Below are 26454 nucleotides of genomic sequence, written 5' to 3' on the forward strand. Positions count from 1 at the left end.
CCCACGAGGAAACGGGTACAACATATGTATGAAGCTCTTTTAGGTATATTCTTGCTAGTTGGTATCGGGCTAATTGCTCTGGTTCTGCTACAGCAGGGTAAAGGTGCTGATATGGGTGCTTCTTTCGGTGCGGGTGCATCTACAACACTGTTTGGTTCATCGGGTTCCGGTAACTTTATGACCCGTATGACAGCCATTTTGGCAACGCTGTTTATTATTATCAGTCTGATTCTTGGTAACATGACGACTAATAAAACAGGATCAAGCAGTAAGTGGGATAATATCGCCGAACCTGTGAAAGTTGAAAAACAAGCAGAAGTTCCGGCAGCGCCAGCAAAGCCAAATAGCGATATCCCGCAGTAACTTTCAGTAACAGAATTAAAACAGGGTTGTTGATTTAAGTCGTCAACATAAACAACAGCCTTGAAAATCAGTGCCGAGGTGGTGAAATTGGTATACACGCTACCTTGAGGTGGTAGTGCCTAAACAACGGGCGTACGGGTTCAAGTCCCGTCCTCGGCACCAATAATCTAGAAACTTGCGTTTTTAGTGTGATCAGCGTAAGATTTGCCACGTTTTCGAACGCGGGATGGAGCAGCATGGTAGCTCGTCGGGCTCATAACCCGAAGGTCGTCGGTTCAAATCCGGCTCCCGCAACCACTTCTTAATAACATATATCTTTTCCAGAGTAGTCGTCCAGCAGTCGTTAAGATATCGATCCTAATTTGCAAGGTTGCTTTGAAAGGTATGGAAAGAAGTTGGTTGAGACCACTGGCAGTAAACAGGGTCCAGTTGCATAAAGCCCCGAGTATCGGGGTTTTTTGTTATTTGACAGCAGAACTACTGGGCTAATATAGCCCTTTTTTTATGTCTTGGGGGTGGGCTTGTCCACATTAGAGCAAAAATTAACAGAGATGATTTCAGCACCCGTTGAAGCTTTGGGTTTTGAATTAGTTGGCCTGGAGTTTATTCGCGCGCGCGTGTCAACGCTGCGGGTCTATATCGATAGTGAAGAGGGTATCACTGTTGATAATTGTGCTGATGTTAGCCACCAGGTCAGTGCAGTGCTTGATGTTGAAGATCCGATTTCAGTGCTTTATAACCTGGAAATATCTTCACCAGGGCTTGAGCGTCCACTGTTTAAAGCTGAACATTACCTGCGTTTTATGGGTGAAGAAGTCAGTGTGGTGTTACGCATAGCAATGCAGAACCGTCGCAAATGGCAAGGTATCATCAAGGCTGTTGATGGTGAAATGATAACGGTTACGGTGGATGGAAAAGACGAAGTGTTCGCACTGAGCAACATCCAGAAAGCGAACCTGGTACCCCACTTTTAAAGTTCGGATGAGGCAACTAGGATGAATAAAGAAATTCTGGCTGTTGTGGAAGCGGTTTCTAATGAAAAATCTCTCCCTCGTGAAAAAATCTTCGAAGCATTAGAGATTGCACTGGCGACAGCCACCAAGAAAAAGTATGAGCAGGAAATCGACGTTCGTGTTTGCATCGATCGTAAATCCGGTGATTTTGATACCTTCCGCCGTTGGGTGGCTGTAGAAGAAGTCACTCAGCCAACGCGCGAAATTACGCTGGAAGCCGCAAAATATGAAGACCCGGAGATTGAAGCGGGTGGTTATATTGAAGATCAAATTGAATCCGTAACTTTTGACCGTATTACGACTCAGACTGCCAAACAGGTCATCGTACAGAAAGTACGTGAAGCTGAACGCGCTATGGTTGTTGATCAGTTCCGTGAACAACAGGGCGAAATCGTGACGGGTCAGGTCAAAAAAGTGAACCGCGAAAATATTACCTTGGATTTAGGTAATAACGCTGAAGCGGTCATTTTACGTGAAGATATGTTACCACGGGAAAACTTCCGCCCAGGTGACCGCGTGCGTGGCGTCCTGTATGATGTACGTCCTGAAGCACGCGGTGCACAGCTTTTCATTACCCGCGCTCGTCCTGAGATGCTGGTTGAACTGTTCCGCATTGAAGTGCCAGAAATTGGCGAAGAGATCATTGAGATCAAAGCGGCTGCCCGTGACCCTGGCTCCCGTGCAAAGATTGCAGTAAAAACCAATGACAAGCGTATTGACCCGGTTGGTGCTTGCGTAGGTATGCGTGGTGCAAGGGTACAAGCCGTTTCCAGTGAGCTGGGCGGTGAAAGAATTGACATCGTGTTGTGGGACGATAACCCTGCACAGTTTGTCATTAATGCAATGGCTCCGGCGGATGTTGCATCAATTGTGGTTGACGAAGACAATTGCACAATGGATGTTGCCGTAGAAAACAGTAATCTTGCTCAGGCGATTGGCCGTAATGGTCAAAACGTGCGTCTGGCAGCACAACTGTTGAAAAAGCATCGTGGTGATGACACGTGGGAACTGAATGTCATGACTGCGGAAGAGCTACAAGCAAAACATCAGGCAGAAGCTCATGCTTCTATTGATATATTTACTAAGCATCTCGACATTGATGAAGATTTCGCCACCGTATTGGTCGAGGAAGGTTTCTCTACACTGGAAGAGTTGGCTTACGTGCCAATCAATGAACTTTTGGCAGTAGAGGGCCTTGATGAAGCAACTGTTGAAGTGCTTCGTGAACGCGCAAAAGCGGCCTTGACGACGCTGGAACTGGCTCAAAAAGAGAGTCTGGGTGATCAGCAACCTGCCGAAGATTTATTGAATCTGCCTGGCATGGAGCGTACTTTGGCGTTTGACCTGGCTGCCCGTGGCATCTGTACTCTGGAAGATCTTGCCGAGCAGGGTATCGACGACTTATCTGATATCGAAGGACTGAATGATGAGCAAGCAGGAGAACTCATTATGGCAGCCCGTAATATCTGTTGGTTTGGCGATGATGCATAAATAAACTGTAGCAGGAAGGAACAGAATGACAGAGGTAACCGTAAAATTACTGGCAGTAGAGATCCAGACATCGGTAGAACGTCTAATCCAGCAGTTCGCTGATGCTGGCATTCAGAAAACCGCAACTGACTCTGTTTCCCAGAAAGAAAAAGAAGCTTTGTTGGCCCACTTAAACCGCGAACAAGGCGGTTCTGGTGGCCAACCAGGTAAATTAACACTACAGCGTAAAACGCGCAGTACACTGAACGTCCCTGGCACCGGTGGCAAAAGTAAATCGGTAGCGATTGAAGTCCGCAAAAAACGCACATATGTAAACCGCGATGCTGTTGAACAGACTAAAGCGGAAGAACAGGCGAAGCGTGAAGCGGAAGAGCAGGCTCGGCGCGAGGCAGAAGAGAAGGCGCGGCTTGAAGCTGAAGCGAAAAAACTCGCGGAAGAGCAAGCTAAACGTGAAGCTGAAGAAATAGCGAAGCGTGAAGCAGAAGAGAGCGCTCAACGTGAAGCAGAAGAAAAAGCCAAACGTGAAGAGACGAAAGGCTCTCAGCGTGAGGCGGCGGAAAAAGAAAAAGTGACTAAGCAACATACCGAAAACAAACCAAAATCAGTTCAGACTGAGTCTGCCGCGCAAAATGAAAAAGCGCGTCGTGAAGCCGAAGCTGCAAATTTAAAACGTAAAGCTGAAGAAGAAGTGCGCCGTAAGGTGGAAGAAGAAGCGAAACGTGTTGCAGAAGAAGCGCGTAAAATGGCAGAAGAAAATAAAGACAAATGGTCTAATGATTCTGATACCAGTGAAAGCACCGACTACCATGTAACCACTTCCCGCTATGCCCGCGATGCGGAAGATGAAAATGACGCCAAAGTTGAAGGCGACCGTCGTTCCCGCACTCGTGGCGGCAAAGCTGCCCGTCAGAAGAAGAACAACAAACATTCTGAATCTAAAGCTGATCGTGAAGAAGCGCGTGCAGTTGGCCGTAACAAAGGCAAACATCGCAAGCCAAGCACTTTACAGCAAAGTTTCAATAAACCTGTTGTTGCGGTTAACCGTGATGTTGTGATTGGTGAAACAATTACCGTCGCTGAACTGGCTAACAAGATGGCAGTCAAAGGTGCCCAAGTCATCAAGACTATGATGAACATGGGCGCAATGGTGACCATCAATCAGGTTATCGACCAAGAAACAGCACAAATGGTTGCTGAAGAAATGGGGCACAAAGTTTTCCTGCGTCGTGAAAACGAGCTGGAAGAAGCGCTGATGAGTGATCGTGATACGGGTGAAACGCTGGCAGAATCTCGTGCACCGGTTGTCACCATTATGGGTCACGTTGACCACGGTAAAACCTCTCTGCTGGATTATATCCGCTCCACGAAAGTGGCGTCTGGAGAAGCAGGTGGCATTACTCAGCATATCGGTGCATATCATGTGAAAACTGAAAAAGGCATGATCACCTTCTTGGATACCCCAGGCCATGCCGCGTTCACCTCCATGCGTGCCCGTGGTGCGAAAGCAACGGATATCGTTGTTCTGGTCGTTGCTGCAGATGATGGCGTGATGCCTCAGACCATCGAAGCTATCCAGCATGCTAAAGCAGCCAACGTGCCTGTTGTGGTCGCGGTGAACAAGATCGATAAGCCAGAAGCTGATCCGGATCGTGTGAAGACTGAATTGTCACAGTATGGCATCATGCCAGAAGAGTGGGGCGGCGAAAACCAGTTCATGAATGTGTCTGCGAAAGCAGGTCTTGGCATTGATGAATTGCTGGAAGCCATCCTGCTTCAGGCAGAAGTGCTTGAACTGAAAGCCGTCCGTACCGGCATGGCAAATGGTGTGGTGATTGAATCCTTCCTGGATAAAGGCCGTGGCCCGGTTGCGACCATTCTGGTTCAGTCTGGTACGCTGAATAAAGGCGACATCGTCCTGTGTGGCTTCGAATATGGCCGTATTCGTGCGATGCGTAACGAACTTGGCCGTGAAGTGTCTTCGGCGGGTCCATCTATTCCAGTGGAAATCTTGGGCCTGTCCAATGTTCCATCTGCGGGTGATGAAGCGACAGTTGTGCGTGATGAGAAGAAAGCGCGTGAAGTGGCACTGTACCGTCAGGGTAAATTCCGCGAAGTGAAGCTGGCTCGTCAGCAGAAATCCAAGCTGGAAAACATCTTTGCTAACATGGAAGAAGGTAAGGTATCTGAACTGAACATCGTTCTGAAAACCGACGTTCAAGGTACATGTGAAGCAATTTGTGACTCCCTGCTGAAACTGTCTACTGATGAAGTAAAAGTGAAAATCATCGGTTCTGGCGTGGGTGGTATCACTGAAACTGATGCGACATTGGCTGCGGCATCCAACGCTATCATTCTGGGCTTCAACGTTCGTGCTGATGCGTCTGCACGTCGTGTCATCGAAAACGAAAGTCTGGATCTGCGTTACTATTCCGTTATCTATAACCTGATTGATGAAATCAAACAGGCTATGAGCGGTATGCTGGCACCAGAATACAAACAGCAGATCATGGGTCTTGCAGAAGTTCGTGACGTATTTAAATCACCGAAATTTGGTGCTGTCGCGGGTTGTATGGTGACAGAAGGCACCATCAAGCGTAATAACCCAATCCGTGTTCTGCGTGATAACGTGGTCATTTACGAAGGTGAGCTGGAATCCTTGCGTCGCTTTAAGGATGATGTTAACGAAGTCCGTAATGGTATGGAATGTGGTATCGGTGTGAAGAACTACAATGATGTTCGCGTTGGCGATATGATTGAAGTCTTTGAAGTGATTGAAATTAAACGCTCCATCGATTAATACCATTATCTATCAAATAGATTCATTCCATTCTTGGGGGGCTTAATGCCCCCCAAAATGTCAGGAGATATAACAATGGCAAAAGAATTCAGTCGTACTCAGCGCGTTGCACAAGAAATGCAAAAAGAAATTGCCATCATTTTACAGCGTGAAATTAAAGATCCACGCATTGGCATGGCAACCGTTTCTGGTGTTGAGGTTTCCCGCGATCTGGCCTATGCCAAAGTATTTGTAACCTTTCTGAATGTTCTGGTGGAAGGACATGATACAGAGATGGTTAAAGAGGGTATCAAGGCATTGAACGAAGCCTCCGGTTTCATCCGTTCCCTGCTGGGTAAAGCGATGCGTCTGCGGGTCGTTCCTGAACTGACATTCTCTTATGACAGCTCTCTGGTGGAAGGGATGCGTATGTCGAATTTGGTCAGCAACGTTGTAAAAAATGACACGCAGCGCCGTGTCACTGCGGATCGCAACGAGGAAGAGTAATGGGTCGCCGTCGTAGGGGCCGTGCGATACACGGTGTACTGTTGCTGGATAAGCCACAGGATATTTCCTCCAATGATGCGTTACAGAAAGTAAGGCGGATCTTCAATGCCTGCAAGGCAGGCCATACGGGTGCGCTGGACCCACTGGCTACGGGCATGTTGCCGATTTGTCTGGGTGAAGCGACCAAGTTTTCCCAATTCCTGCTGGATTCTGATAAACGCTATCGGGTCATTGCCCGTCTGGGGCAACGCACAGATACTTCAGATTCACATGGAACCCTCATTAGTGAACGTGAAGTACAGCTTACCCAATCCCAGCTTGATGATGCGCTGGAGACATTCCGTGGTGATACCATGCAGGTTCCTTCCATGTACTCTGCACTGAAACATCAGGGGAAACCGTTATACGAATATGCCCGCCAGGGTATTGAAATTGAGCGGGAAGCGCGTCCTATCACTGTTTACGAATTGCAATTCATTCGCTGGGAAGGAAATGAACTGGAATTGGAAATACATTGCTCGAAGGGAACTTACATCCGTACCATCATTGATGACTTAGGTGAACTTTTGGGCTGTGGCGCCCATGTTATTTATCTACGCCGTTTACAGGTTGCCAATTATCCCAATCAAAGAATGGTAACGCTGGAACAGTTATATGAATTGAAACAACAGGCTGAAGATCAAGAAATGGAAGCGGGTAAGCTATTAGATCCATTGCTATTGCCGATGGATACCGCTGTTGCTCATTTTCCTGTGATTCACTTGGCATCCGTGGTTGCGTCTTATTTCAAGCAAGGGCAACCCGTTCGCAGCAGGCACGATTTGGCTTCGGGCGAATGGGTGCGCGTCACTGAAGGCGATGAAAATAAATTCATCGGCATCGCGGTGATTGACGATGATGGGTTGGTTGCTCCCCGCCGTTTGGTTGTTGAAGATGAAATCGAATAATGAGAGCAACCGACAAGGAATTCGAAGCAGACAAAAATTGTTTGGAAGCAGAGAAGGACAGCGATTGTGCTGTCTTGCGCTTCACTTATTTGCAGCGTAGAATACCGCGTCTACATGAGTTGCTGAATTAGAGATCGGCACTTGTCATTTTAAATTACATATTTGGAGTTATACTATGTCTCTAAGTACTACTGCAAAAGCGCAGATTATTGCTGAGTTTGGCCGTGGCGCTAACGACAGTGGTTCCAGTGAAGTTCAGATCGCACTGCTGACAACTGACATCAACCAACTGCAAGGTCACTTTTCAGAGCACAAAAAAGATCACCACAGCCGTCGTGGTCTGCTGAGAAAAGTTGCACAGCGTCGTAAGCTGCTGAACTACCTGAAGCGTAAAGATTTAGCACGTTACACTACGCTGATTGAGCGTCTGGGACTGCGTCGCTAATCGATGAGTTTCGGTGGAAAGGGGCCTAATCAGGCCCCTTTTCTTCTAGGAAACGGGATTACCTGAAAACGGGATTGAAACGCTTTAATACTGTTTATAAAATTTATACCGTTTCTAAGACTTGAACCTCTTCCGCTGCAGTGACTCGCGCGGCTAATGAGAGTCCTTAAGGGAATAAGCACTGTCATTAGTCGTGAGGGTGTAGCAAGAAGAGAATCTCTATGTTGCTGAGTGTTAAAAATCGGCAACACTAAACAAAGGAAAATTATTTTGCTGAATCCGATTGTTCGTAAATTCCAGTATGGTCAACACACTGTGACCATCGAAACCGGCATGATGGCTCGTCAGGCGACGGCAGCCGTTATGGTAAATATGGATGACACAGCGGTATTTGTTACTGTTGTTGGTCAGAAAAAAATGAAAGCAGGTCAGGATTTCTTCCCCCTGACCGTAAATTATCAAGAGCGTACTTATGCTGCGGGTCGCATTCCGGGAAGTTTCTTCCGTCGTGAAGGTCGTCCGGGAGAAGGTGAAACCCTCGTAGCCCGTCTGATTGACCGCCCTCTGCGTCCCCTGTTCCCGGAAGGTTTCCTGAACGAAGTTCAAATCATCGCGACAGTGGTTTCTGTTAACCCACAGATTAACCCTGATATCGTTGCTATGATTGGTGCCTCTGCGGCATTGGCGCTGTCTGGCATTCCGTTCAATGGCCCGATTGGTGCTGCCCGCGTTGGTTACATCAACGATCAGTATGTACTGAACCCAACCAGCGATGAACTGAAAAACAGTCGTCTGGATCTGGTGGTTGCAGGTACCGAAGGTGCCGTATTGATGGTGGAATCCGAAGCGGAACTGCTGACCGAAGAACAAATGTTGGGTGCGGTGGTATTTGGTCACGAGCAGCAGCAGATCGTCATTGAGAACATCAATGCCCTGGCCGCTGAAACAGGCAAAGAAAAATGGGATTGGGCTCCAGAGTCTGTTAACCAGCCACTGCATGAGCGTGTTGCTGAACTGGCTGAAAGCCGTTTGGGTGATGCCTACCGTATTACTGAGAAACAAGAGCGTTACGCTCAGGTCAATACCATCAAAGAAGAAGTTTCTGCGATCATTCTGGCAGAATCTGCGGAAAAAGGTATTGAACTGGATGAGAGCGAAGTTCTTGACGTGCTGTCCGTTCTGGAGAAAAACGTCGTTCGTGGCCGTGTCCTGCGTGGTGAACCCCGCATTGATGGTCGTGAAAAAGACATGGTTCGTGCTCTGGATGTCCGCACTGGCGTACTGCCACGTACCCACGGCTCCTCTCTGTTCACCCGTGGTGAAACTCAGGCACTGGTTGCGGCAACTCTGGGTACAGAGCGTGATGCGCAAGTCATTGATGAACTGATGGGTGAGCGTACAGACCGCTTCCTGTTCCACTACAACTTCCCTCCATACTCTGTTGGTGAAACAGGCATGGTCGGCTCACCAAAACGCCGTGAGATTGGCCATGGTCGTCTGGCAAAACGTGGTGTGTTGGCTGTTATGCCAAGCATCAACGAGTTCCCGTATACCGTTCGCGTTGTGTCTGAAATCACTGAATCCAACGGTTCCTCTTCTATGGCTTCCGTTTGTGGTGCATCTCTGGCACTGATGGATGCCGGTGTGCCGATTAAGGCAGCCGTTGCGGGTATCGCGATGGGACTGGTGAAAGAAGGGGATAACTTTGTTGTTCTGTCTGACATTCTGGGTGATGAAGATCATCTGGGCGACATGGACTTCAAAGTTGCAGGTAGCCGTGATGGTATCAGTGCATTGCAGATGGACATCAAAATTGAAGGTATTACCCGTGAAATCATGCAGGTTGCCCTGAATCAGGCAAAAGGTGCCCGTTTGCACATTCTTAATGTGATGGAACAGGCAATCCAAAGCCCACGCAGCGATATCTCTCAATTTGCACCACGCATCCATACCATCAGAATTAATCCGGACAAGATCAAGGATGTGATTGGTAAAGGTGGTTCGGTGATCCGCGCATTGACAGAAGAAACGGGCACCACCATTGAAATTGAAGACGATGGTACTGTGAAGATTGCAGCCACTGATGGTGATAAAGCACGTCACGCCATTAGACGTATTGAAGAAATCACGGCTGAAGTTGAAGTCGGTCGCATCTATGCGGGTAAAGTGACCCGTATCGTTGATTTTGGTGCATTTGTTGCTATCGGCGGTGGTAAAGAAGGGCTGGTACACATTTCTCAAATCGCGGATAAACGTGTAGAGAAAGTCACCGATTATCTGCAATTAGGCCAGGAAGTCCCTGTTAAAGTCTTGGAAATTGACCGTCAGGGCCGTATCCGTCTTAGCATGAAAGAAGCGGTCACTGTGACCGATGAAGCACCTAAGGCACCAGAGTCATCTGTAGAATAAATTTGACGTAAAGAGCGGCGTCCTGTAAAAAGGGCGCCGTTTATCCCTAATTATATTTCGAATTGCAGTTAATAAATCTACGGCTCGAAAAATGAAGGGAAAAGTCAGTTTTGGGCAGGATGCCTGAAATATACAATGTGGGTGGAGTAACAGGGCATTCTGATTAATGTCTGACTTCGGGAGTGGGAAATGAATTCTTTTCTGCGCTGGTGTTATGTTGCAGCTATTTTTCTCCTGGTGGGATGTGGCAGCACGGGATGGCGTAAAAATGAAGTTATTGCGATTCCATTACAACCGACATTGCAACAAGAGGTTATTCTGGCTCGCATGGAACAAATACTTGCGAGTCGGTCACTTACGGAAGATGAGTACGCACAGCTTTTATATGAGCGTGGTGTGCTGTATGATAGCCTAGGACTGAGAGCATTAGCGCAGAATGATTTTTCAGTAGCTTTGTCTATCCGTCCTGATATTCCTGAAATTTTTAATTATCTAGGAATTTATTTTACGCAGGCAGGCAATTTTGATTCTGCCTATGAAGCGTTTGATTCTGTTTTAGAGCTTGATCCAATTTACAACTACGCGCGAATGAATCGCGGCATTGCACTGTATTACGGTGGCCGCTATCGATTGGCGCAGGATGATCTGCAGGCGTTTTATCAAGACGATCCAAATGATCCCTTCCGTTCGTTGTGGTTGTACCTTGTGGAAACGAAAATCGATCCTAAGGTTGCAATGATTAATTTGTCGTACCATTTTGACAAAGCGAACCGGGGGCTATGGGGCTGGAATATCGTTGAATTCTATTTGGGCAAAATCAGTGAGAAAACATTGATGGAGCGCTTACAACAGAATTCGGCGGATAACACTTCGCTCGCTGAGCATCTCAGTGAAACTGACTTCTATTTAGGTAAACATTACCTAAGTCTGGGGGATGAGGATAACGCAGCTGCGTTATTCAAGCTGACGGTAGCTAACAATGCACATAACTTTGTTGAGCACCGCTACGCATTGTTGGAATTGGCGCTACTAGGCCAAAGACAAGATGATTTATCGGAATCGAACCAACAATAGCTGACGAACATTTTCACGACAGATTTTTAAGTCCACATCTTGCGAGGTGGGGGCTTGTTTGTTCGTTTAATAACATAATTTGAGCCAGTTCACATTTTAAATGAAAATGACAGAAATTCTTTTCACTGTGTTATGTAGACTGGCCGCCACGATTAATGAGGCACCATTACATGACCACTGAGACTGAAATCTCTTTTGCTGATTTAGGTTTATCGGCACCTATTCTTTCTGCACTGGGAGACCTGGGCTATGAGAAGCCTTCTCCTATTCAACAACAATGTATTCCCCATTTGCTGAATGGTAGTGACGTGCTGGGCATGGCACAGACGGGTAGCGGTAAAACCGCAGCATTCAGCTTACCTTTACTCAATAACATTGATGCTGAACTTAAAGCTCCACAGATCCTTGTGTTAGCACCAACCCGTGAACTGGCGGTACAGGTTGCTGAAGCGTGTTCAGATTTCTCCAAGCATATGCGCAATGTAAATGTTGTTGCGCTTTACGGTGGACAACGTTACGACGTCCAATTACGTGCCCTGCGTCAGGGACCACAAGTTGTAGTGGGAACACCGGGCCGTCTGCTGGACCATCTGAAACGCGGAACTTTGGATTTGTCCAACCTGAAAGGTTTGGTACTGGATGAAGCCGACGAAATGTTACGTATGGGCTTCATCGAAGATGTTGAAAACATCATGAGCCAGATCCCGGCTGAACATCAAACCGCACTGTTTTCAGCAACGATGCCTGAAGCGATTCGTCGTATTACCCGTCGCTTCATGAATAACCCACAAGAAGTCCGCATTCAGAGCAGCGTAACAAACCGTCCTGACATCAGCCAGAGCTACTGGTCTGTGTACGGCGTGCGCAAAAATGAAGCGCTGGTACGCTTCCTTGAAGCAGAAGATTTTGATGCTGCGATTATTTTCGTGCGTACCAAGAATGCAACGCTGGAAGTGGCAGAGACTCTGGAGCGCAATGGCTACAACTCTGCGGCACTGAATGGTGATATGAATCAGTCTCTGCGTGAGCAGACTCTTGAGCGCCTGAAAGATGGCCGCTTGGACATTCTGATTGCGACCGATGTTGCCGCCCGTGGCTTGGATGTTGAGCGCATCAGCCTGGTCGTTAACTATGACATCCCAATGGATGCCGAGTCCTATGTACACCGTATCGGTCGTACTGGCCGTGCAGGACGTGCGGGTCGTGCCTTGTTGTTTGTTGAAAACCGCGAGCGTCGCCTGTTGCGTAACGTTGAACGCACCATGAAACTGGCAATCCCAGAAGTTGAACTGCCGAATGCAGAGCTTCTGAGCCAGCGTCGTCTGGAGAAATTCGCGGCTAATGTTCAGCAACAATTGGAAAGTAGTGACCTGGATCAATACCGTTCACTGCTGTCTAAACTGGGTACCGGCGATGAGCTGGATATGGAAACACTGGCATCAGCCCTGCTGAAAATGGCACAGGGTGAACGTCCTCTTATTCTGCCACCTGATCCAGTACGCCGCCCACGCCGTGAATTCAACGATCGTGATGATCGTCGTCGTAACGGCAACAGCACCAGCAATAGTAATGGCTTTGGTGATCGTGACAGAGGTGATCGGGGTGATCGTCCTCGTCGTGAACGCCGCGATGTGGGTGACATGGAACTGTATCGCATTGAAGTAGGTCGTGATGATGGTGTTGAAGTTCGCCACATCGTGGGTGCTATCGCGAATGAAGGTGATATCAGCAGCCGTTACATCGGTAATATCAAGCTGTTTGCAACTCACTCTACCATTGAATTGCCAAAAGGGATGCCAGGAGAGTTACTGTCTCACTTTACTCGTACCCGTATCCTGAACAAACCTCTGAACATGCAATTGATGGGTGATGCACAGCCATTTGAACGCCGCGAGCGTCGTGGTGGTGGCCGCAATGGTAACGGCGGTAGCGCTGGCAATGGCGGTAACGGCGGCAATGGCTCACGTCGTGATCGTGATGGTTCGAGCAATAACGGTGGTGGCCGTCGTTTTAGCAGCGAACGTCGTGGTGGTGAGCGTGGTTCTTTCCGCGGTCGCAGCAACGATGATTTCAATGGTGGCGCTCCACGTCGTCGCCCAAGCAACAGCACCAGCAACGCATAAGCAACACGTTAACCGCCTTGCTTGATTGGCGGTTAAACGTTGCATTGCATTGCAATGTATTGAAAAGCAATGTATTGAAAAATGTATTGCAAAATGTATTGCAAATAGTGCAGCCAATAGCGCGATGATGCATTAAATAAGACCCTTTCTCTTAACGGAGAAAGGGTCTATTTTTATTTGCGTCATAGCGCTATGTCATAGCGTGTCATAGTACTTCACATGAAATTTATTTTATGCTGGTATGCTTGGAAATACGTTTGCTCAGTTCACCCTTGGCCTCAATATCTGAAAGTAAGCGCTCACCTTGATGAGTCACCACTTTTCTTAACCTGCCATTGAAACCAGAATGAACGACTTCCTGCAAAATGCGCTCTTCTACCATACTCAGTCCTCCCTCACTTTGGTCTAATGGATGAACCAATACCCGGTGTTTACATTCAAAAAGCTGCTTAATTCCTTTCAGAAAACCCTGTCTCTTGAGCAGCCAAGAGAATTTCCTTTGTTTAGTTGTCCATAAAATGGCGAAATAATGCCTTAAAGGGTGATTAATTTAACCCCAATTCTTCTTTAAGGGGCTTCAAATAACGACGGCTAACGGGAATACGTTCATCATTACTCAGAACCAATTCCGCTTGTCCATTTTCGCCGAAAACAATTTCCCGCAATTGAGTCATATTAACCAGATACTGACGATGACAGCGGGTCAAAGAGGTACGGGTTTCCAGAGTGCGCAGCGTTAGCTCAGTAAAACCTTCCTGACCATTGGCATTCATAACATACACACCGCTCAAGCGAGAAGTGACATACAGAACATCATCCAACGGCATGAGCCATATCCGGCTATACCCTGTACAAGGGATATATTTCAATTGTTCATCTTCGCGTTGCAGATCCGCCAGATTTTGCTTTTGATAGCCAGAACGTAAGCGTTGCAAGGTTTTGCTCAGGCGCTCTTTTTCCAGTGGCTTTAATAAATAATCGAAAGCATGTTCTTCAAAGGCTTGCACGGCATATTCATCAAACGCAGTTAAAAAAACAATATAAGGACGATGCTCAGGATCGAGCATGCCTACCATTTCCAGTCCGGTAATGCGAGGCATTTGAATATCGAGGAAAACCACGTCCGGTTTCAGGCGATGAATGGCACCAATCGCTTCCACGGCGTTGGCACATTCACCGATGATTTGAATATCGGTTTCCTCTTCCAGCAGACAACGCAAATTCTCACGCGCCAGGGGTTCATCATCAACAATCAATATGTTCATATTTATGCCGCTTTTTTAGCCTCTTTTTCCAAGGGTAAACATAAAATGACACGGGTAAATTCGTCTGGTTGGCAATCCACTTTTACACCATACGGTTTACCATAACGGAGCTGTAGACGTTTATCTACCAGACTCATCCCAAGTCCATCGCCGACGTGTTTGGGACAATAGAGACCGGCATTATCCTCAATCTCCACCAAGAGCAAATTGGCTTCTTGATGAGCCCTAATCGTAATTTTTCCTGTATCAAGTAACTGTGATGTGCCATGTTTAATCGCATTTTCCACCATGGGTTGTAGGGAAAATGCAGGTAGTCTGGCATTGCGCAGGGAGTCAGGTATTTCTATCGCAATTTGCAAACGCTCACGGAAGCGAGCCTTTTCAATTTGTAAGTAAGCATTCACATGCTCTATCTCATTCTCCAGCGTGGCAATTTCTTCGGGACGTTTTAAATTCTTGCGGAAAAATGTCGAAAGATACTGCACAAGTTGGCTGGCCTGCTGGCTATCCCGGCGGATCACGGCTTGTAATGTATTTAGGGCATTAAATAAAAAGTGAGGGTTCACTTGCGCGTGAAGTAGCTTAACTTCTGATTGCAGTAAAGATTGCTTATTTCGCTCATATTGTCCGGCAAGGATTTGGGCTGAGAGTAAGCTGGCAATTCCCTCACCCAAGGTACGATTGATGGAGCTGAATAAACGATTTTTGGCTTCGTAGAGTTTGATGGTCCCGATGACCTTCTGATTTTCTCCCCGTAAAGGGATCACCAGAGCAGAACCAAGTTTACAAATGGGACTCAGGGAACAGCAATAGGGGGTTTCATTCCCATCGGCATACACGACTTCGTTATTTTCAATCGCACGGCGCGACTGTTCGGAAGCGATGGGGGTAGCGGGTAAATGATGATCAGAACCAATTCCAATAAAGGCCAGTAATTTTTCTCTGTCAGTGATGGCGACCGCGCCAATCTCCAGTTCCTGATAGATCACTTTTGCTACACGCATGCTGTTATCTTCATTAAACCCCTTGCGTAAAATCCCTTCTGTACAGACGGCAATTTTTAACGCCTGAGCAGAAAAAGCACTGGTGTATTTTTCAAAAATGGCACGCCTGTCCAATAAAATACGTATAAACATCGCTGCGCCAATACTATTGGCGATGATCATGGGGGCGGCAATATTTTTAACCAGATTTAGCGATTCATTGAAAGGCTTGGCTAACAGCAGGATAATGCCCATTTGGGCACATTCAGCAAAGAAAGTCACAATGGCCGCAGTCCAGGGGTTCAATAAGTTATTAATCTTTCCTCGTTTCATCAGATAAATATGCACAAGGCCCCCCAGTATTCCTTCTATAATGGTCGATACCATACAACTGAAAGCCGTCATGCCACCGAGAGAATAACGGTGTAACCCGCCGGTGAATCCGACCATTGCCCCTACGGTTGGCCCTCCGAGAAAACCACCAAGAACAGCACCAATCGCTCTGGTATTGGCAATTGAGTCATTCACATTCAACCCAAAATAGGTTCCCATAATGCAAAAGACGGAAAAAATGACATAACACATCATCTTATGTGGCAAACGGACAGTCACTTGCAGCAAGGGAATAAACAGGGGGGTTTTACTCAGCAGCCAGGCGATCACCAGATAGATACACATTTGCTGGAGTAATAACAAAACGAGATTAAATTCGTACATATTTTTTCATTATGTGATTAATAGTAATTAATATATTTAAAGCGCCATTATCAAAGGTTGAATTTAGCGCCGTCAATAGTCGGTGGGTAGGATAATGTATTTGTCGGTATGAAAGTGTTAGAAAGGTATGAAAGTGTTAGGCATGGAAAGGATAATCCGCCCCGATGGGAGCGGATTGATGACATTAATCTACACAGATCACGTAATCGTAGATCTTGTAATCGATAACGTGTTCGAGTCCGGTGTCTATATTCACGCTATAATAGGTATCTTTACCCTTTCCATCTATCTCCGGACTTGAAGAGCGATAGGAGCGGCCTTTTGGCCAGCCGTACTCGGTATACATCGCATTGTCTGGATGGGCCAGGTAAAGGTTCTCCAATTGATCTTTTGTCGGTAATTTTTTACCTGCCACCTTACAAGACCATTCTGCACCTTTGGGAGCGCGAGCTGACCAGATTTCATTATGTTCAGTATATGGGTGTGGCTTTTTTATTGTACTTGGAATACCTAGCTCTGATTGCAATACGGGTCGGTAAAAGACAGTACCATCGGCACTGGTGACCGTGTTAGGCATATGTCCCCAAAAATTAGCCTCAGGGATATCCGGACTGGTTACGACAGTAAAAATCACATTCTGAATTTGTGGGGCAGCCGTTCCCTCCGCTGTGATGGAAAACAGCGTCTTTAAGCCCATCGCATTCGGGTCGGTTATGGTAATAGATAGCATACCGTTATTATCCGTAATGCCTTGATATACATTTAATTTACCATTGAATAATGCAGTGGCTTTCTGAGGATCTCCGTGGCGATTCTGCGCACCGGTGGCTTCAATTCTGATCGCCACATTTCTGACCGGTTTCCCATGGTTCAGCGCTGTGATTTTGAGTGTGATAGCGTCGCCCTTTTTGACCTTATCGGCACTCAGTGTAGACGTGATATTATCAGCCAGCCCTCTGACTGTTCCCCCTTTCCCGCCATCGTGGGTATGGTTGCCTTGCTCGACACTCATGCTGGTATCAACGACTTGGGTATTCCCGATAAGGCCAAGTGCGTTTTGTGCCTGCACAGCAATCTCTTTCACTGTGCCGGCATCTGACTGTGTCAATATATAGTCTGGGATCTTGCCGGATTCGGTGATCGTATGGCCTTTGGTCACATCAGTACTGCCTTTATTACCCCATGCATAGCGGGATTTATCGGTTGTATCACCGTGATTGGCGTTAAAGGTATAAGTCGCACTCAACGTTTGCCCCATCTCTAATTTGCCCTTTAGGGTCAGATTTTTGACGAGCGGTATCGTTGCGTGTACGAAGAGAATGTCCACCGGTTTGACGATAATCCCATCCACTTCTGGCGTAATGTTTAATACTCCAACCTTTCCGCCAGCAGTCAGCAAGGATTCATAAATACCCGGCTGAGTCTCTTTCATTTTGGCGATCGCTGGATCGCTGTCTTCCCCACTTAAGCCACTGGAGACCAATTTGATATCAGAGGCAACTCCACTAATGGGGTTGCCCTCTTTATCTTTCAGGGTCAGTGTCAGAAGCGTTGTGGAGTGACCATCAGCCGGCATCTCTTTATCTTTTGCTGTAAAAGTCGAGTTATTGGCATTCACTTCTGCGGGGAGCACGTGTACCTGCATTTCTGCATGTTTGGAAGCGTTACCTTGCTCATCGTAAGCCACGGCTCCGACAGTGTAGGTATTGTTAGTATTGGTGCTGCCCTGTGTTTGATATTTCGGTAGGGTCAGCAGATAGTGTGTCCCACTTTGATGTTGAATTTTTCCACCATTGGCAAAAAGGTTTGTTGCTTCCCATTGAATATCTTTAAACCCATATTTGCTGTTAATGCTGATATGCAGTGGCTTGTTCTCACCCGCATGGCCGATAATCTGGTTATCCATGGCAAGAGAGATCACTTCACGTTTGCGGTATTCCAGAACAATCTGATTATTGCGCTCGATCAAATCATAGCGTCCGCCTTGCAGAGAACGCCGGAACGTCACGGTGTCCGGATCAATCTGCTTTGCCCACGGAGTGCCAATGGCATAATTCAGTTCCATATTGAACTGTGTTTCTCCGTTACCGGACATCTCTTGTTTGCGTTCAATACCGAAAGTCAGCAAGGGAACCGGAGTATAACTCACCCCGGCCGTCAACATGGAAGGGTTCCGGCTTCGGTGATCTTTATTGATTAACCCAACTTCATTTCCGAAGTATTGTTCATACATTAACTTACCACCCAGTTGTGGTATGGCCGGAGCATAACCCTGTATTCTCAGGTCGAACCCGTTGGCTGGGCGTTCATCATAATCAGTCAGAAGGCGGGACTCTTTCCAGTGACTTAAACGGAAGTAGCCGTTTGCACCCAATTTCAGATAATTACGGGCATATTCTGCACCGAGGCCAAATCGGGTGTTATCACCGGTGAAATCATGGTCAAGGAAGGCATTGTAGCCTAGCATCCAGCCATCAAAAAAATGACGTTGCCCCAGCCCGAAATTGGCGGTAGTGCGTTTATCAAGACGGCGTAAACCAAACTGAGTAAAAACTATCTGGTGGCGGGTATCATACAGGGGCAACAGCATATCTAGCTGGCTGCCATTCAGGTTTCCACGGTTATTCAGATTGGCTTGCACACGGACTGTACCGTAGCTTCCCAACCAATTTTTAATTTGCTGATTGGCCTCACTCATTACCAGATTGCTTAACTGGCTGGTGGCTCCATTCTTAATATTATCAGTGGCTAATAGGTGACCAAGCTGAGAGGCAACCTCTGCCAGATGGCGAGAATTTTCATTTGCAGCCGCCGTTTTATCTAATGAAGTTTTATCTAATGAAGAATAGTTAAAAGGCAGAAATTTATTGTTTCGAGATTTAGGAACTTCAATTTCGCTACCGGCACCAAGTGCCATAAAAGATTTGTTAAAGGTACGTAATTGATTGATTTTTTGTAGATCAGAGACAGTTAAACCATAGCGTTTAGCGATGGTATTGATGGTTTCCCCTGATTTCAGGATATAAGTCTCTGTGGGTAGCGCCAATGGTTCATTTTGAAAAGTCGCCTGTGTTTTGGCAGTCGCGATAGCGGGAGCAAATGTGCCAGCAACTGGAAACACAAACTGAGTGATAATGTTCACCCATGCTACATTTTTCAGCAAATTTTGCTGATTCTGTAGCCACGGCTTGTCGAATTTTTTGTTCATAGCTATAAACCTGTAACAATAAAAAAACATCAGGCGATAACTAGCAGTAAACCTATCCATTTCAGAATATTATGGTTTATTGACTGTCAATCATGAACCGTGTAATCAGGGGAACATCGCCAAATAATGACGGAATAAATAGATGACAACACGGAATTGCCTGATCTGAAATATTACAAAATAGTTAACAAATTCTGTTTGATGGTTAACAATTAGATAATTGATCTAGAATTTGGTATTTGTAAGGTTTTTTATTCCAACATAAAATCAATAATTGATCAATATGACTTTTATTGTCAATCGGTTTCATAAAAACAGGAAATAGAGGTGAAAAAGTCAGTTTGGTGGGATCAGGTGTTATTTTTATGGTTAAAGCGTATTTGATTTACTTATTTTAGTAAAAACAAATAGTTATCGTTTTCCTTTATATTATTTCGATATTCTTGATTAGATTAAAATAAAAACAGCTTTAAATATAAGAGAATATGATTGGTTAATTAATTGTTATTATCTAATATTTGCTTTCGCTTTTTGTTTTCGATCATATATGGTTTAATAATGTACAGTAAATTCCCCATATATTGATGTATAAAATTAATCTTTATCATTCATGATCAATTTCATGGTCAATTATGATTGATAAGTTTTTTTAAGATCAAAAAACAAACAAGGAATAACATTGGTAATTTATTATGCAGGGGCGGCAGCATTGTTCATTGTGTTTTTTGTGATTTAGATATTATTTATATTCTGCAAAATCGCGCATAGGTCATATAATTAATAAAGTTAAGACTCGTTATGCGATAGATTGAAAAGTGATCGCCAAATCATTATTAACTGATATTTGTTTATCAGGGGAATCCTATTGCCATAAGAATGACAGGTATGACGATGTTTTTATTCTGTCTAAACAGAAAGTGTGAAATTGGAGTAGTGCCAGGTTCGTTTTATTGGAGATTGTTATGAGAAAATACATCACACAAGACGAATGGAAGCGTGTTTTTGCTGTGTTAACCGATTCTGTAAATAAAGAACGTGATCAGTGTTTGTTGTACTTAACTTATATTCATGGCCTACGTGTGAGTGAGCTGACTTCATTAAAAGTCTCCGATATTGATATCGCAGGAAAAACCATTTATATAAAGCGATTGAAGAATGGTTTTTCGACAACACATCCTATCTCTGTAACAGAAAAAGAGCTTATCTTAAAATGGTTGCAGATCAGGAGTCTCAATTCGGTATATCAGGTCTCTTCATGGCTATTTCCTTCGCGTAAAGGGGGTAAGTTATCACGCCAGTGGGTTTATGTATTAATGGGGAGATATGGGGAACAGGCGGGGCTATCCATAAAGTTACATCCGCACAAATTGCGGCACTCTTGCGGATTTGAACTTGCCAATCAGGGGTTGGATACCCGACTGATTCAGGATTATTTAGGGCATCGTAATATACGCCATACCATGCACTATACTGCCAGTAATCCAGAGCGCTTTCAGAAAGCCTGGCAACATAATCAAAAGTTGAAAATTGATGGTGGAAAATATCTCATTTCTTAGTAGTTTGTTGAAAATTAATGATTTTAAGAGCAAATTTGTTCTTTTTCCGCAGTGGAACTATCAAATTTTATCCGTAAAGCGTGCATTACCTGACTAGGGCAATATTCTATCGCCTTGCAAGATGACGGGCATATCTATATTGAAAAATCAAACCGGAAAGATCATCGTGATCTCTCCGGTTTTTTGCCTGTTCTTTCGAAAAGACCATAATAATAAAGAGGAAATAAGAAGCGTGGTTCTTACACAAAAATAATTATTTCCCATTGTTAACTATTTCATTGATATTATTCCATGTGGTGATAGTTATTGTCTTGTAATGCGAAATCTCATTATTTACAAAAAACTTTTATTTTGTCCTAAAGTTAACTTAACAGATTATTTAGGATAAAAAATACCAGATTGAAAATGATGACACGACAAAACGACATTCATTTGTCCTGAAAAATTAATATGTGAATTTTTAAATTTAATAAACAGAGAACATGATTGTGTAATTTTATTGCACAATCATAACTTACCTTGAAGAGAGATTATGATGGTGACTTTTTTCTAATCAATATTTTCTTTTAATAAAGATATGACATTAATATTAATATATATAATTAAGAAATTATATCATTTAGAAATAATACTTTATTGTTATCAATGGCGCTTGTGCTTCTGTAACCTGCTGTGAACACTTACTTCATTAATTAAATTAATATAAATGACTTTTGGCTCACCATTTAGTCATTTATCCTTTTTCATTTGCATGATGTTGTGTTAAATAGTTTGCAGTTAGTCAAAATATAATCCCGATATTTCTTTATTTTTCATTATATGATTTTAGTTGATTGTTGAAATCTTATTTATGTCAATATTTATAGCTGAATCAAAGGGGTGGTTTGGCCGAGAGATGCTAAAATTTAGTGAGTGTTAAATATTTGGACTGAATTTTGTTGTTTTGCATGTTTTGAGGGGGGATTTTCTTTTGTCAGTGATCAGACGCACGGATCTCTAAAAAGAATTGTACTCAGGAGTGTCACACTACATCGTTAACTTTATCGGCAACTTTGACCTGATAGTACGCTTGGGGCTTACAGAACAGAATGAAGAAAAGAACACTTTTCACCATACTATTAATTATTTTCCTGATCGCCATGGCCGTGCTTTTCCGCTCCCACCATCAAGAATTATTGTTGCAGGGGGAAGTTGATGCGCCAGAGGTCATTGTAACTTCCAAAGCGACGGGTCGGGTTGTTAATCTCCATGTGGGGCGCGGGGATGATATCAAAGCAGGGCAACTGATGGTCACCCTTGACAGCCCTGAGTTAGAAGCCAGGGTCGCGGCGGCGAAGGCGGTGCGTGATCAGGCTAAAGCGAAACTCGAATTATCCCTGCATGGGACACGTGAGGAGAGTATCCGCAATTTAGAAGCCACTCTTGCGCAGGCTCGGTCAGGGTATAAAAACGCCCAACGTGAGTTTGATCGTCTCAGTAATATGTCAACCAAAGGTTATGTCTCTACCCGTGAACTGGATAATGCGCGTAATGTGCGGGATATCGCTTATCAGAAAATGCAGGGTGCCAAAGCAGAGTTGGATGCAGGGAAAAGCGGGGATCGCATTGAACTGCGCCAACAATATCAGGCTGCATTGAATGAAGCGGAAGAGAAACTGCGTGAAGTGAAAGTTCAGAGCGAGGATTTACAGGTAAAAGCCCCTGTTGAGGGTGAAGTCGGGCCACTGCCGGCAGAAATGGGGCAATTTTTTAATGCCAATAGTCCATTGGCGACGCTGGTACGCCTTCAGCAGGCTTACTTCGTTTATAACTTGCGTGAAGATATTTTGGCGAAAGTTCGCAAGGGCGACAAAATTCAATTGCGTGTGCCTGCATTGGGTAATAAAGAGATTGACGCTGAGGTTCGCTATATTGCGCCGATGGGGGACTATACGACAAAACGCGCAACCCGTGCGACGGGGGATTTTGACCTGAGAACGTTTGAAGTTCGCTTATATCCTTTGCAGCCTGTAGAGGGGCTACGTCCGGGCATGAGTGCCTTGTGGCTTTGGGATAAGTAAGGTGGCGGTTTGATGAACAGAAAAGCTGCGTGGGGCAGTTTTGAACAGGCTTTCACGCGAGAACTCAAAGATGCACTTCGCAGCCCGGTTTTTCACTGGTTAAGCTGGTTGTTTCCCCTGTTGCTGTTTATCTTAATCAGTGCAAATTTTTCAGAGGGAACACTGTTTAATTTGCCGGTTTCGGTTGTGGATAATGACCTGAGTCCGTTATCACGCAACTTGAGCCGTAACCTGAATGCTGCCCCGCACGCAGAGATCAAATCTTATGACAATAGCCTGCCGGAATCCTTGGAACGCCTTAGCAGTGCTCAGGATTATGCGCTGCTTTATTTCCCTGAAAACTTTGAAAAAGACGCCTTAAGTGGAAAACAGCCCACGGTCAGTATGTATTACAACGCCCTGTTTTATGGTGCGGGGCGTTATTCAACCCTGGATTTCAGCGGGCTGATGGCGGAAACCAATGCAAAATATCGTGCCATTATTGCATCCGAAATAGGCCATAAGCTGCCCCCGCTGGCTAAGGCCACCTTGTCTTATGACAGCCTGTTTAACGCGAGCGGCAGCTATATTTATTACCAACAATTTGCGGCAACCATCCACCTATTACAGCTTTTTGTTGTGACATCCACCATTTACACGATGGCCAGAGGAAAGTCGCTTTTAAGCTCGACATCTTTCGTGGGAGCGTTGTTGGGAAAATTAGCGCCTTATACCTTGATCTTCACTCTGTTATTGATGGTGGAAATTACCGCACTGGTTGCTTTTTCTGACGCCAAAGTGACGGGTAATCCTTTGTACATGCCGATTGTTGGGTTTTTCTATGTGATGGCAGCCCAAAGCGTTGGCTTGCTGTTATTTACTTTCACCAGCAGCGCAATAACCGCCTACACCTTGATTGGGCTGTTGGTCAGCATTGCGATGGCTTTTTCCGGCATGGTTTTGCCTGAGCTGTCAATGGTATTGCCCGCCAGGATTATTTCTCATCTTGAACCATTGACCCATGCCTTGAATGCCATGTTTGACATCTTCCTACGAGAAGTCTCACTACAGGTTATCCTGAAGGTTTGTCTGATATTGATGATCTATCCTGCGGTCTGTAGTTTTTTGATCCACAACCGCTTGTGGAAACGGCTTAACCAATAAGGGGTGGGCGCATGATGCCGGACAATGGGCAAACCGATTGGAAGCTGTACTGGCAGACATTTCGCAACGTCTTGTTGGGAATGTTGGAAAAGCCCATGTGGTTACTTTTGATCGTTTCATTGTGTGTAATGAGCCTGGTCTATGTTCATCCTTCCTCGTGGGACTTGCCTGTCGCGATCATTGATCAGGATAACAGTCATGCGAGCCGTTCCTTGATCCGCCATATCAATGCGACGGCGAAAGTTGAAACCCAAGGCTATAACAATCTCGGTAATGCCCGCCATGATATGCTACAGCGAAAAATCTTTGCCATTATCATTGTGCCCGTGGACTTTGAAAAACGCCTGTTGAATGGTCAAAATGTGACAGTTCCTGTTTATGGTGATGCAACTAATCGCCTTGCCAATGGGCAGATTCAACAAGATTTGGCGTCAGCCTATCAGCAGCTCTTGTCGGAGTATAACGGGATACTGCTTTTAAAAGCGGGTTTCAGCCTAGAACAGGTGAAAATCTTACTCCAACCGATTAAAGGGGAAACTATCGGATTATTTAATCCGGGTGTCAGCTATGCCGCGATCGTGTTCCCCGGTTTGCTGGTCATGCTGTTGCAGCACTCTTTATTAATTACCTGTGTCCGCGTCAGTGTTGCCACCCGTGAAACGCCCACCAGCAAACCGCCACTCCCTGTCTATTTGGGATCATTGTCGGCCTTGATCCCCATTTGGCTGTTTTTGTCAGTGATCTTTTTTGTCTTGTGGCCGTGGGTCTTGGGATATCGTCAGGATGCGCCGATTTACCTCTTGCTGCTGCTGACATTCCCATTCTTGCTGGCGGTACTGGGGCTGGGAAAACTGGTGACGGAATGCCTGCGCAACATCGAAATGATCTACCTGACACTGGCCTTTATTACGACACCCATCTTCTATATTTCAGGAACGATCTGGCCGATCCAGGCGATGCCCGATTGGGTCAGGATCATTTCATCGGCTTTGCCATCCACATGGGCAACAAAAGCGATCGCGGGTGTCAACCAAATGGGATTGCCATTGCACAGTGTGTTTCTGGATATCGGCATGATGCTGCTTCTTGGCGTGATATATATGCTTCTGGGCATTTTGGTTGGTATGCTGCGCAATCAGGAATTGCGGGGTCTCTCCCGGCGCATTAAGCGATTTTTTTCGCCATAAAATTTTCTCCCCACGAACAGAAAAAACCTCACGACCTTAAGGATAACGGTCGTGTTATGGGCTAATTCAAAAAATAGCTTTCTCCGCAATTTGTTCTGTAGACGTTTTGTGATAAGGGATTTATTATCGATCCTTGATGTAGGATCGGGGAAATACAGCAGGATTTTGGCTGAATAGCGCGTCACTTTGCACGAAAAGGAGTCTGAGCTGTGTTAAGTAAAATCCACTTCTATTTAGTAAATCAAGAGCCTGAATTTGAATTTATCAAAGCGGGACAGAAAGAGGGCGCCGATCCGCACGATCGCGCGTTATCGTCATGTTAATCAGGGTCGAAATTCCCGTCGATGCCATGGGGATTGATCGTTTATTGCGTCAATCTTTTGCAACATCGGCAGAAGCTGAGTTAGTTCATCAACTAAGAGAAGATGGCTTGTTGACACTGGGCATGGTTGCGACTGACGATGAAGGTCATGTGATTGGCTATGTCGGTTTCACCCCAGTTGATATCAATGGTGAAGATCACCAATGGGTAGGTCTGGCATCCTTGGCGGTGGAGGAACAGCACCGTTGTCATGGGCTTGGTGAAAAATTGATTTATGAAGGGCTGGATAGCCTGAACGAGTTTGGATACGGGGCGGTTGTGGTACTGGGAGATCCCGAATATTACCGTCGTTTTGGTTTCAAACTGGCTAAAGAAGATCAATTATATTGCCAATGGCCTGATTGCGAGGATTACTTCCTGATCTACACCCTGGCTGATATTTCTCAGAGGGATTGTCATGGTCAGGTAACTTATCCCGCCCATTTTGAGAATCTGTGGTCTTTGCTTGGGTGAAAAACCGCTCAAATACACCGTTTGCCATCAAATAAAGTCGTTATACAGGGAGGCTGGTTTATAATCAGCCTCTCTTTTTGGTGCTTACTGAGTTGTTTTGCACGGTCTCTGGTTTTGTAAGGTGGGACCATGGTCCCATGTATTCTGATTAGAACAGGTCAGAGTGGGTTCCTGTTCGCTTAGAGTTAGATGCGTTAATATTCATTATATAAATTTAACAATTATAAAAGATTGCAATTCACATGGAAATTAATATAAAACTCAGTTTCAAACTGACATCATAATGTTTTTTCAATTTAACATGATGAATTTATTATTAATATAGACTGGTTGGCATCTTGCAGTGGTGATA

General features: G+C 45.4%; 19 protein-coding genes and 2 tRNA genes. 17 read left to right on the plus strand and 4 right to left on the minus strand.

Annotation, left to right across the window (positions count from 1 at the left end; translation table 11 throughout):
• Window positions 1–24: 24 nt before the first annotated feature.
• The 12 genes from secG to Xbed_RS05585 all read left to right on the plus strand — a co-directional run bounded on the left by secG (window position 25) and on the right by Xbed_RS05585 (window position 13148).
• The gene (gene secG / locus Xbed_RS05530; protein WP_086111933.1) at window positions 25–363 is read left to right on the plus strand and encodes a preprotein translocase subunit SecG; all 339 of its coding nucleotides are present in this window, start codon (window positions 25–27) and stop codon (window positions 361–363) included.
• Window positions 364–435: 72 nt separating this feature from the next.
• Window positions 436–525: transfer RNA gene (locus Xbed_RS05535), tRNA-Leu, on the plus strand.
• Window positions 526–583: 58 nt separating this feature from the next.
• Window positions 584–660, plus strand: a tRNA-Met gene (locus Xbed_RS05540).
• 224 nt (window positions 661–884) lie between these two features.
• Window positions 885–1337, plus strand: coding sequence for a ribosome maturation factor RimP (rimP, locus tag Xbed_RS05545; protein WP_139837456.1), 453 nt, complete (start codon window positions 885–887; stop codon window positions 1335–1337).
• Between the two features lie 21 nt (window positions 1338–1358).
• Window positions 1359–2867, plus strand: a complete 1509-nt coding sequence (nusA, locus tag Xbed_RS05550; RefSeq protein WP_086111934.1) for a transcription termination factor NusA — start codon at window positions 1359–1361, stop codon at window positions 2865–2867.
• A gap of 25 nt (window positions 2868–2892) precedes the next feature.
• On the plus strand, window positions 2893–5664 hold the full coding sequence (gene infB, locus Xbed_RS05555) for a translation initiation factor IF-2 (RefSeq protein ID WP_086111935.1): 2772 nt from the start codon (window positions 2893–2895) through the stop codon (window positions 5662–5664).
• Window positions 5665–5739: 75 nt separating this feature from the next.
• Window positions 5740–6150, plus strand: a complete 411-nt coding sequence (gene rbfA, locus Xbed_RS05560; protein WP_086111936.1) for a 30S ribosome-binding factor RbfA — start codon at window positions 5740–5742, stop codon at window positions 6148–6150.
• The gene (gene truB / locus Xbed_RS05565) at window positions 6150–7097 is read left to right on the plus strand and encodes a tRNA pseudouridine(55) synthase TruB (RefSeq protein ID WP_086111937.1); all 948 of its coding nucleotides are present in this window, start codon (window positions 6150–6152) and stop codon (window positions 7095–7097) included. The genes rbfA and truB overlap by 1 nt, the downstream gene beginning before the upstream one ends.
• 175 nt (window positions 7098–7272) lie before the next feature.
• Window positions 7273–7542: a 30S ribosomal protein S15 gene (rpsO, locus tag Xbed_RS05570; RefSeq protein ID WP_086111938.1), complete on the plus strand. Its 270-nt coding sequence runs from the start codon at window positions 7273–7275 to the stop codon at window positions 7540–7542.
• 270 nt (window positions 7543–7812) lie between these two features.
• Complete coding sequence (gene pnp, locus Xbed_RS05575) at window positions 7813–9951, plus strand: polyribonucleotide nucleotidyltransferase (protein ID WP_086111939.1); 2139 nt, start codon at window positions 7813–7815, stop codon at window positions 9949–9951.
• 189 nt (window positions 9952–10140) lie between these two features.
• Entirely contained in the window at window positions 10141–11025 is an 885-nt protein-coding gene (gene nlpI, locus Xbed_RS05580; RefSeq protein ID WP_086111940.1) for a lipoprotein NlpI, read from the plus strand.
• 170 nt (window positions 11026–11195) lie between these two features.
• Window positions 11196–13148 carry a DEAD/DEAH family ATP-dependent RNA helicase gene (locus tag Xbed_RS05585; protein ID WP_139837457.1) on the plus strand — a complete coding sequence of 651 codons (1953 nt, stop codon included), beginning with the start codon at window positions 11196–11198 and terminating at the stop codon, window positions 13146–13148.
• Between the two features lie 226 nt (window positions 13149–13374).
• Here Xbed_RS05585 and Xbed_RS19705 read toward each other — a convergent pair whose 3' ends face one another.
• The 4 genes from Xbed_RS19705 to Xbed_RS05600 form a co-directional block, all read right to left on the minus strand.
• On the minus strand, window positions 13375–13530 hold the full coding sequence (locus tag Xbed_RS19705; RefSeq protein WP_167371873.1) for a hypothetical protein: 156 nt from the start codon (window positions 13528–13530) through the stop codon (window positions 13375–13377).
• A 163-nt stretch (window positions 13531–13693) separates the two neighbouring features.
• Window positions 13694–14413: a two-component system response regulator BtsR gene (gene btsR / locus Xbed_RS05590; protein ID WP_086111942.1), complete on the minus strand. Its 720-nt coding sequence runs from the start codon at window positions 14411–14413 to the stop codon at window positions 13694–13696.
• A 2-nt stretch (window positions 14414–14415) separates the two neighbouring features.
• Entirely contained in the window at window positions 14416–16113 is a 1698-nt protein-coding gene (locus Xbed_RS05595) for a sensor histidine kinase (protein ID WP_086111943.1), read from the minus strand.
• A gap of 184 nt (window positions 16114–16297) precedes the next feature.
• Window positions 16298–19321, minus strand: coding sequence for an inverse autotransporter beta domain-containing protein (locus Xbed_RS05600; RefSeq protein WP_086111944.1), 3024 nt, complete (start codon window positions 19319–19321; stop codon window positions 16298–16300).
• Window positions 19322–20283: 962 nt separating this feature from the next.
• Here Xbed_RS05600 and Xbed_RS05605 point away from each other — a divergent pair.
• The 5 genes from Xbed_RS05605 to Xbed_RS05625 all read left to right on the plus strand — a co-directional run bounded on the left by Xbed_RS05605 (window position 20284) and on the right by Xbed_RS05625 (window position 26102).
• The gene (locus Xbed_RS05605) at window positions 20284–20877 is read left to right on the plus strand and encodes a tyrosine-type DNA invertase (RefSeq protein WP_086111945.1); all 594 of its coding nucleotides are present in this window, start codon (window positions 20284–20286) and stop codon (window positions 20875–20877) included.
• A 1088-nt stretch (window positions 20878–21965) separates the two neighbouring features.
• Window positions 21966–22937: an HlyD family secretion protein gene (locus Xbed_RS05610; protein WP_086111946.1), complete on the plus strand. Its 972-nt coding sequence runs from the start codon at window positions 21966–21968 to the stop codon at window positions 22935–22937.
• Window positions 22938–22949: 12 nt separating this feature from the next.
• On the plus strand, window positions 22950–24080 hold the full coding sequence (locus tag Xbed_RS05615; RefSeq protein WP_086111947.1) for an ABC transporter permease: 1131 nt from the start codon (window positions 22950–22952) through the stop codon (window positions 24078–24080).
• Between the two features lie 11 nt (window positions 24081–24091).
• Window positions 24092–25267: an ABC transporter permease gene (locus tag Xbed_RS05620; RefSeq protein WP_244182411.1), complete on the plus strand. Its 1176-nt coding sequence runs from the start codon at window positions 24092–24094 to the stop codon at window positions 25265–25267.
• Between the two features lie 316 nt (window positions 25268–25583).
• Entirely contained in the window at window positions 25584–26102 is a 519-nt protein-coding gene (locus Xbed_RS05625) for a GNAT family N-acetyltransferase (protein ID WP_086111948.1), read from the plus strand.
• The last annotated feature ends 352 nt before the right edge of the window (window positions 26103–26454 follow it).

The organism is Xenorhabdus beddingii (genome assembly GCF_002127545.1).
GTDB classification, from domain to species: Bacteria; Pseudomonadota; Gammaproteobacteria; order Enterobacterales; family Enterobacteriaceae; genus Xenorhabdus; species Xenorhabdus beddingii.

Excerpts from the sequence above, each read along its gene's own strand:
- nlpI (WP_086111940.1), top strand. The coding sequence starts at position 10,141 with ATGAATTCTTTTCTGCGCTGGTGTTATGTTGCAGCTATTTTTCTCCTG.
- infB (WP_086111935.1), top strand. The coding sequence starts at position 2,893 with ATGACAGAGGTAACCGTAAAATTACTGGCAGTAGAGATCCAGACATCG.
- Xbed_RS05605 (WP_086111945.1), top strand. The coding sequence starts at position 20,284 with ATGAGAAAATACATCACACAAGACGAATGGAAGCGTGTTTTTGCTGTG.
- Xbed_RS05610 (WP_086111946.1), top strand. The coding sequence starts at position 21,966 with ATGAAGAAAAGAACACTTTTCACCATACTATTAATTATTTTCCTGATC.
- Xbed_RS05585 (WP_139837457.1), top strand. The coding sequence starts at position 11,196 with ATGACCACTGAGACTGAAATCTCTTTTGCTGATTTAGGTTTATCGGCA.
- Xbed_RS05600 (WP_086111944.1), bottom strand. The coding sequence starts at position 19,321 with ATGAACAAAAAATTCGACAAGCCGTGGCTACAGAATCAGCAAAATTTG.
- Xbed_RS05620 (WP_244182411.1), top strand. The coding sequence starts at position 24,092 with ATGATGCCGGACAATGGGCAAACCGATTGGAAGCTGTACTGGCAGACA.
- rbfA (WP_086111936.1), top strand. The coding sequence starts at position 5,740 with ATGGCAAAAGAATTCAGTCGTACTCAGCGCGTTGCACAAGAAATGCAA.
- rpsO (WP_086111938.1), top strand. The coding sequence starts at position 7,273 with ATGTCTCTAAGTACTACTGCAAAAGCGCAGATTATTGCTGAGTTTGGC.
- nusA (WP_086111934.1), top strand. The coding sequence starts at position 1,359 with ATGAATAAAGAAATTCTGGCTGTTGTGGAAGCGGTTTCTAATGAAAAA.
- Xbed_RS19705 (WP_167371873.1), bottom strand. The coding sequence starts at position 13,530 with ATGGTAGAAGAGCGCATTTTGCAGGAAGTCGTTCATTCTGGTTTCAAT.
- truB (WP_086111937.1), top strand. The coding sequence starts at position 6,150 with ATGGGTCGCCGTCGTAGGGGCCGTGCGATACACGGTGTACTGTTGCTG.
- Xbed_RS05595 (WP_086111943.1), bottom strand. The coding sequence starts at position 16,113 with ATGTACGAATTTAATCTCGTTTTGTTATTACTCCAGCAAATGTGTATC.
- Xbed_RS05625 (WP_086111948.1), top strand. The coding sequence starts at position 25,584 with ATGTTAATCAGGGTCGAAATTCCCGTCGATGCCATGGGGATTGATCGT.
- btsR (WP_086111942.1), bottom strand. The coding sequence starts at position 14,413 with ATGAACATATTGATTGTTGATGATGAACCCCTGGCGCGTGAGAATTTG.
- Xbed_RS05615 (WP_086111947.1), top strand. The coding sequence starts at position 22,950 with ATGAACAGAAAAGCTGCGTGGGGCAGTTTTGAACAGGCTTTCACGCGA.
- secG (WP_086111933.1), top strand. The coding sequence starts at position 25 with ATGTATGAAGCTCTTTTAGGTATATTCTTGCTAGTTGGTATCGGGCTA.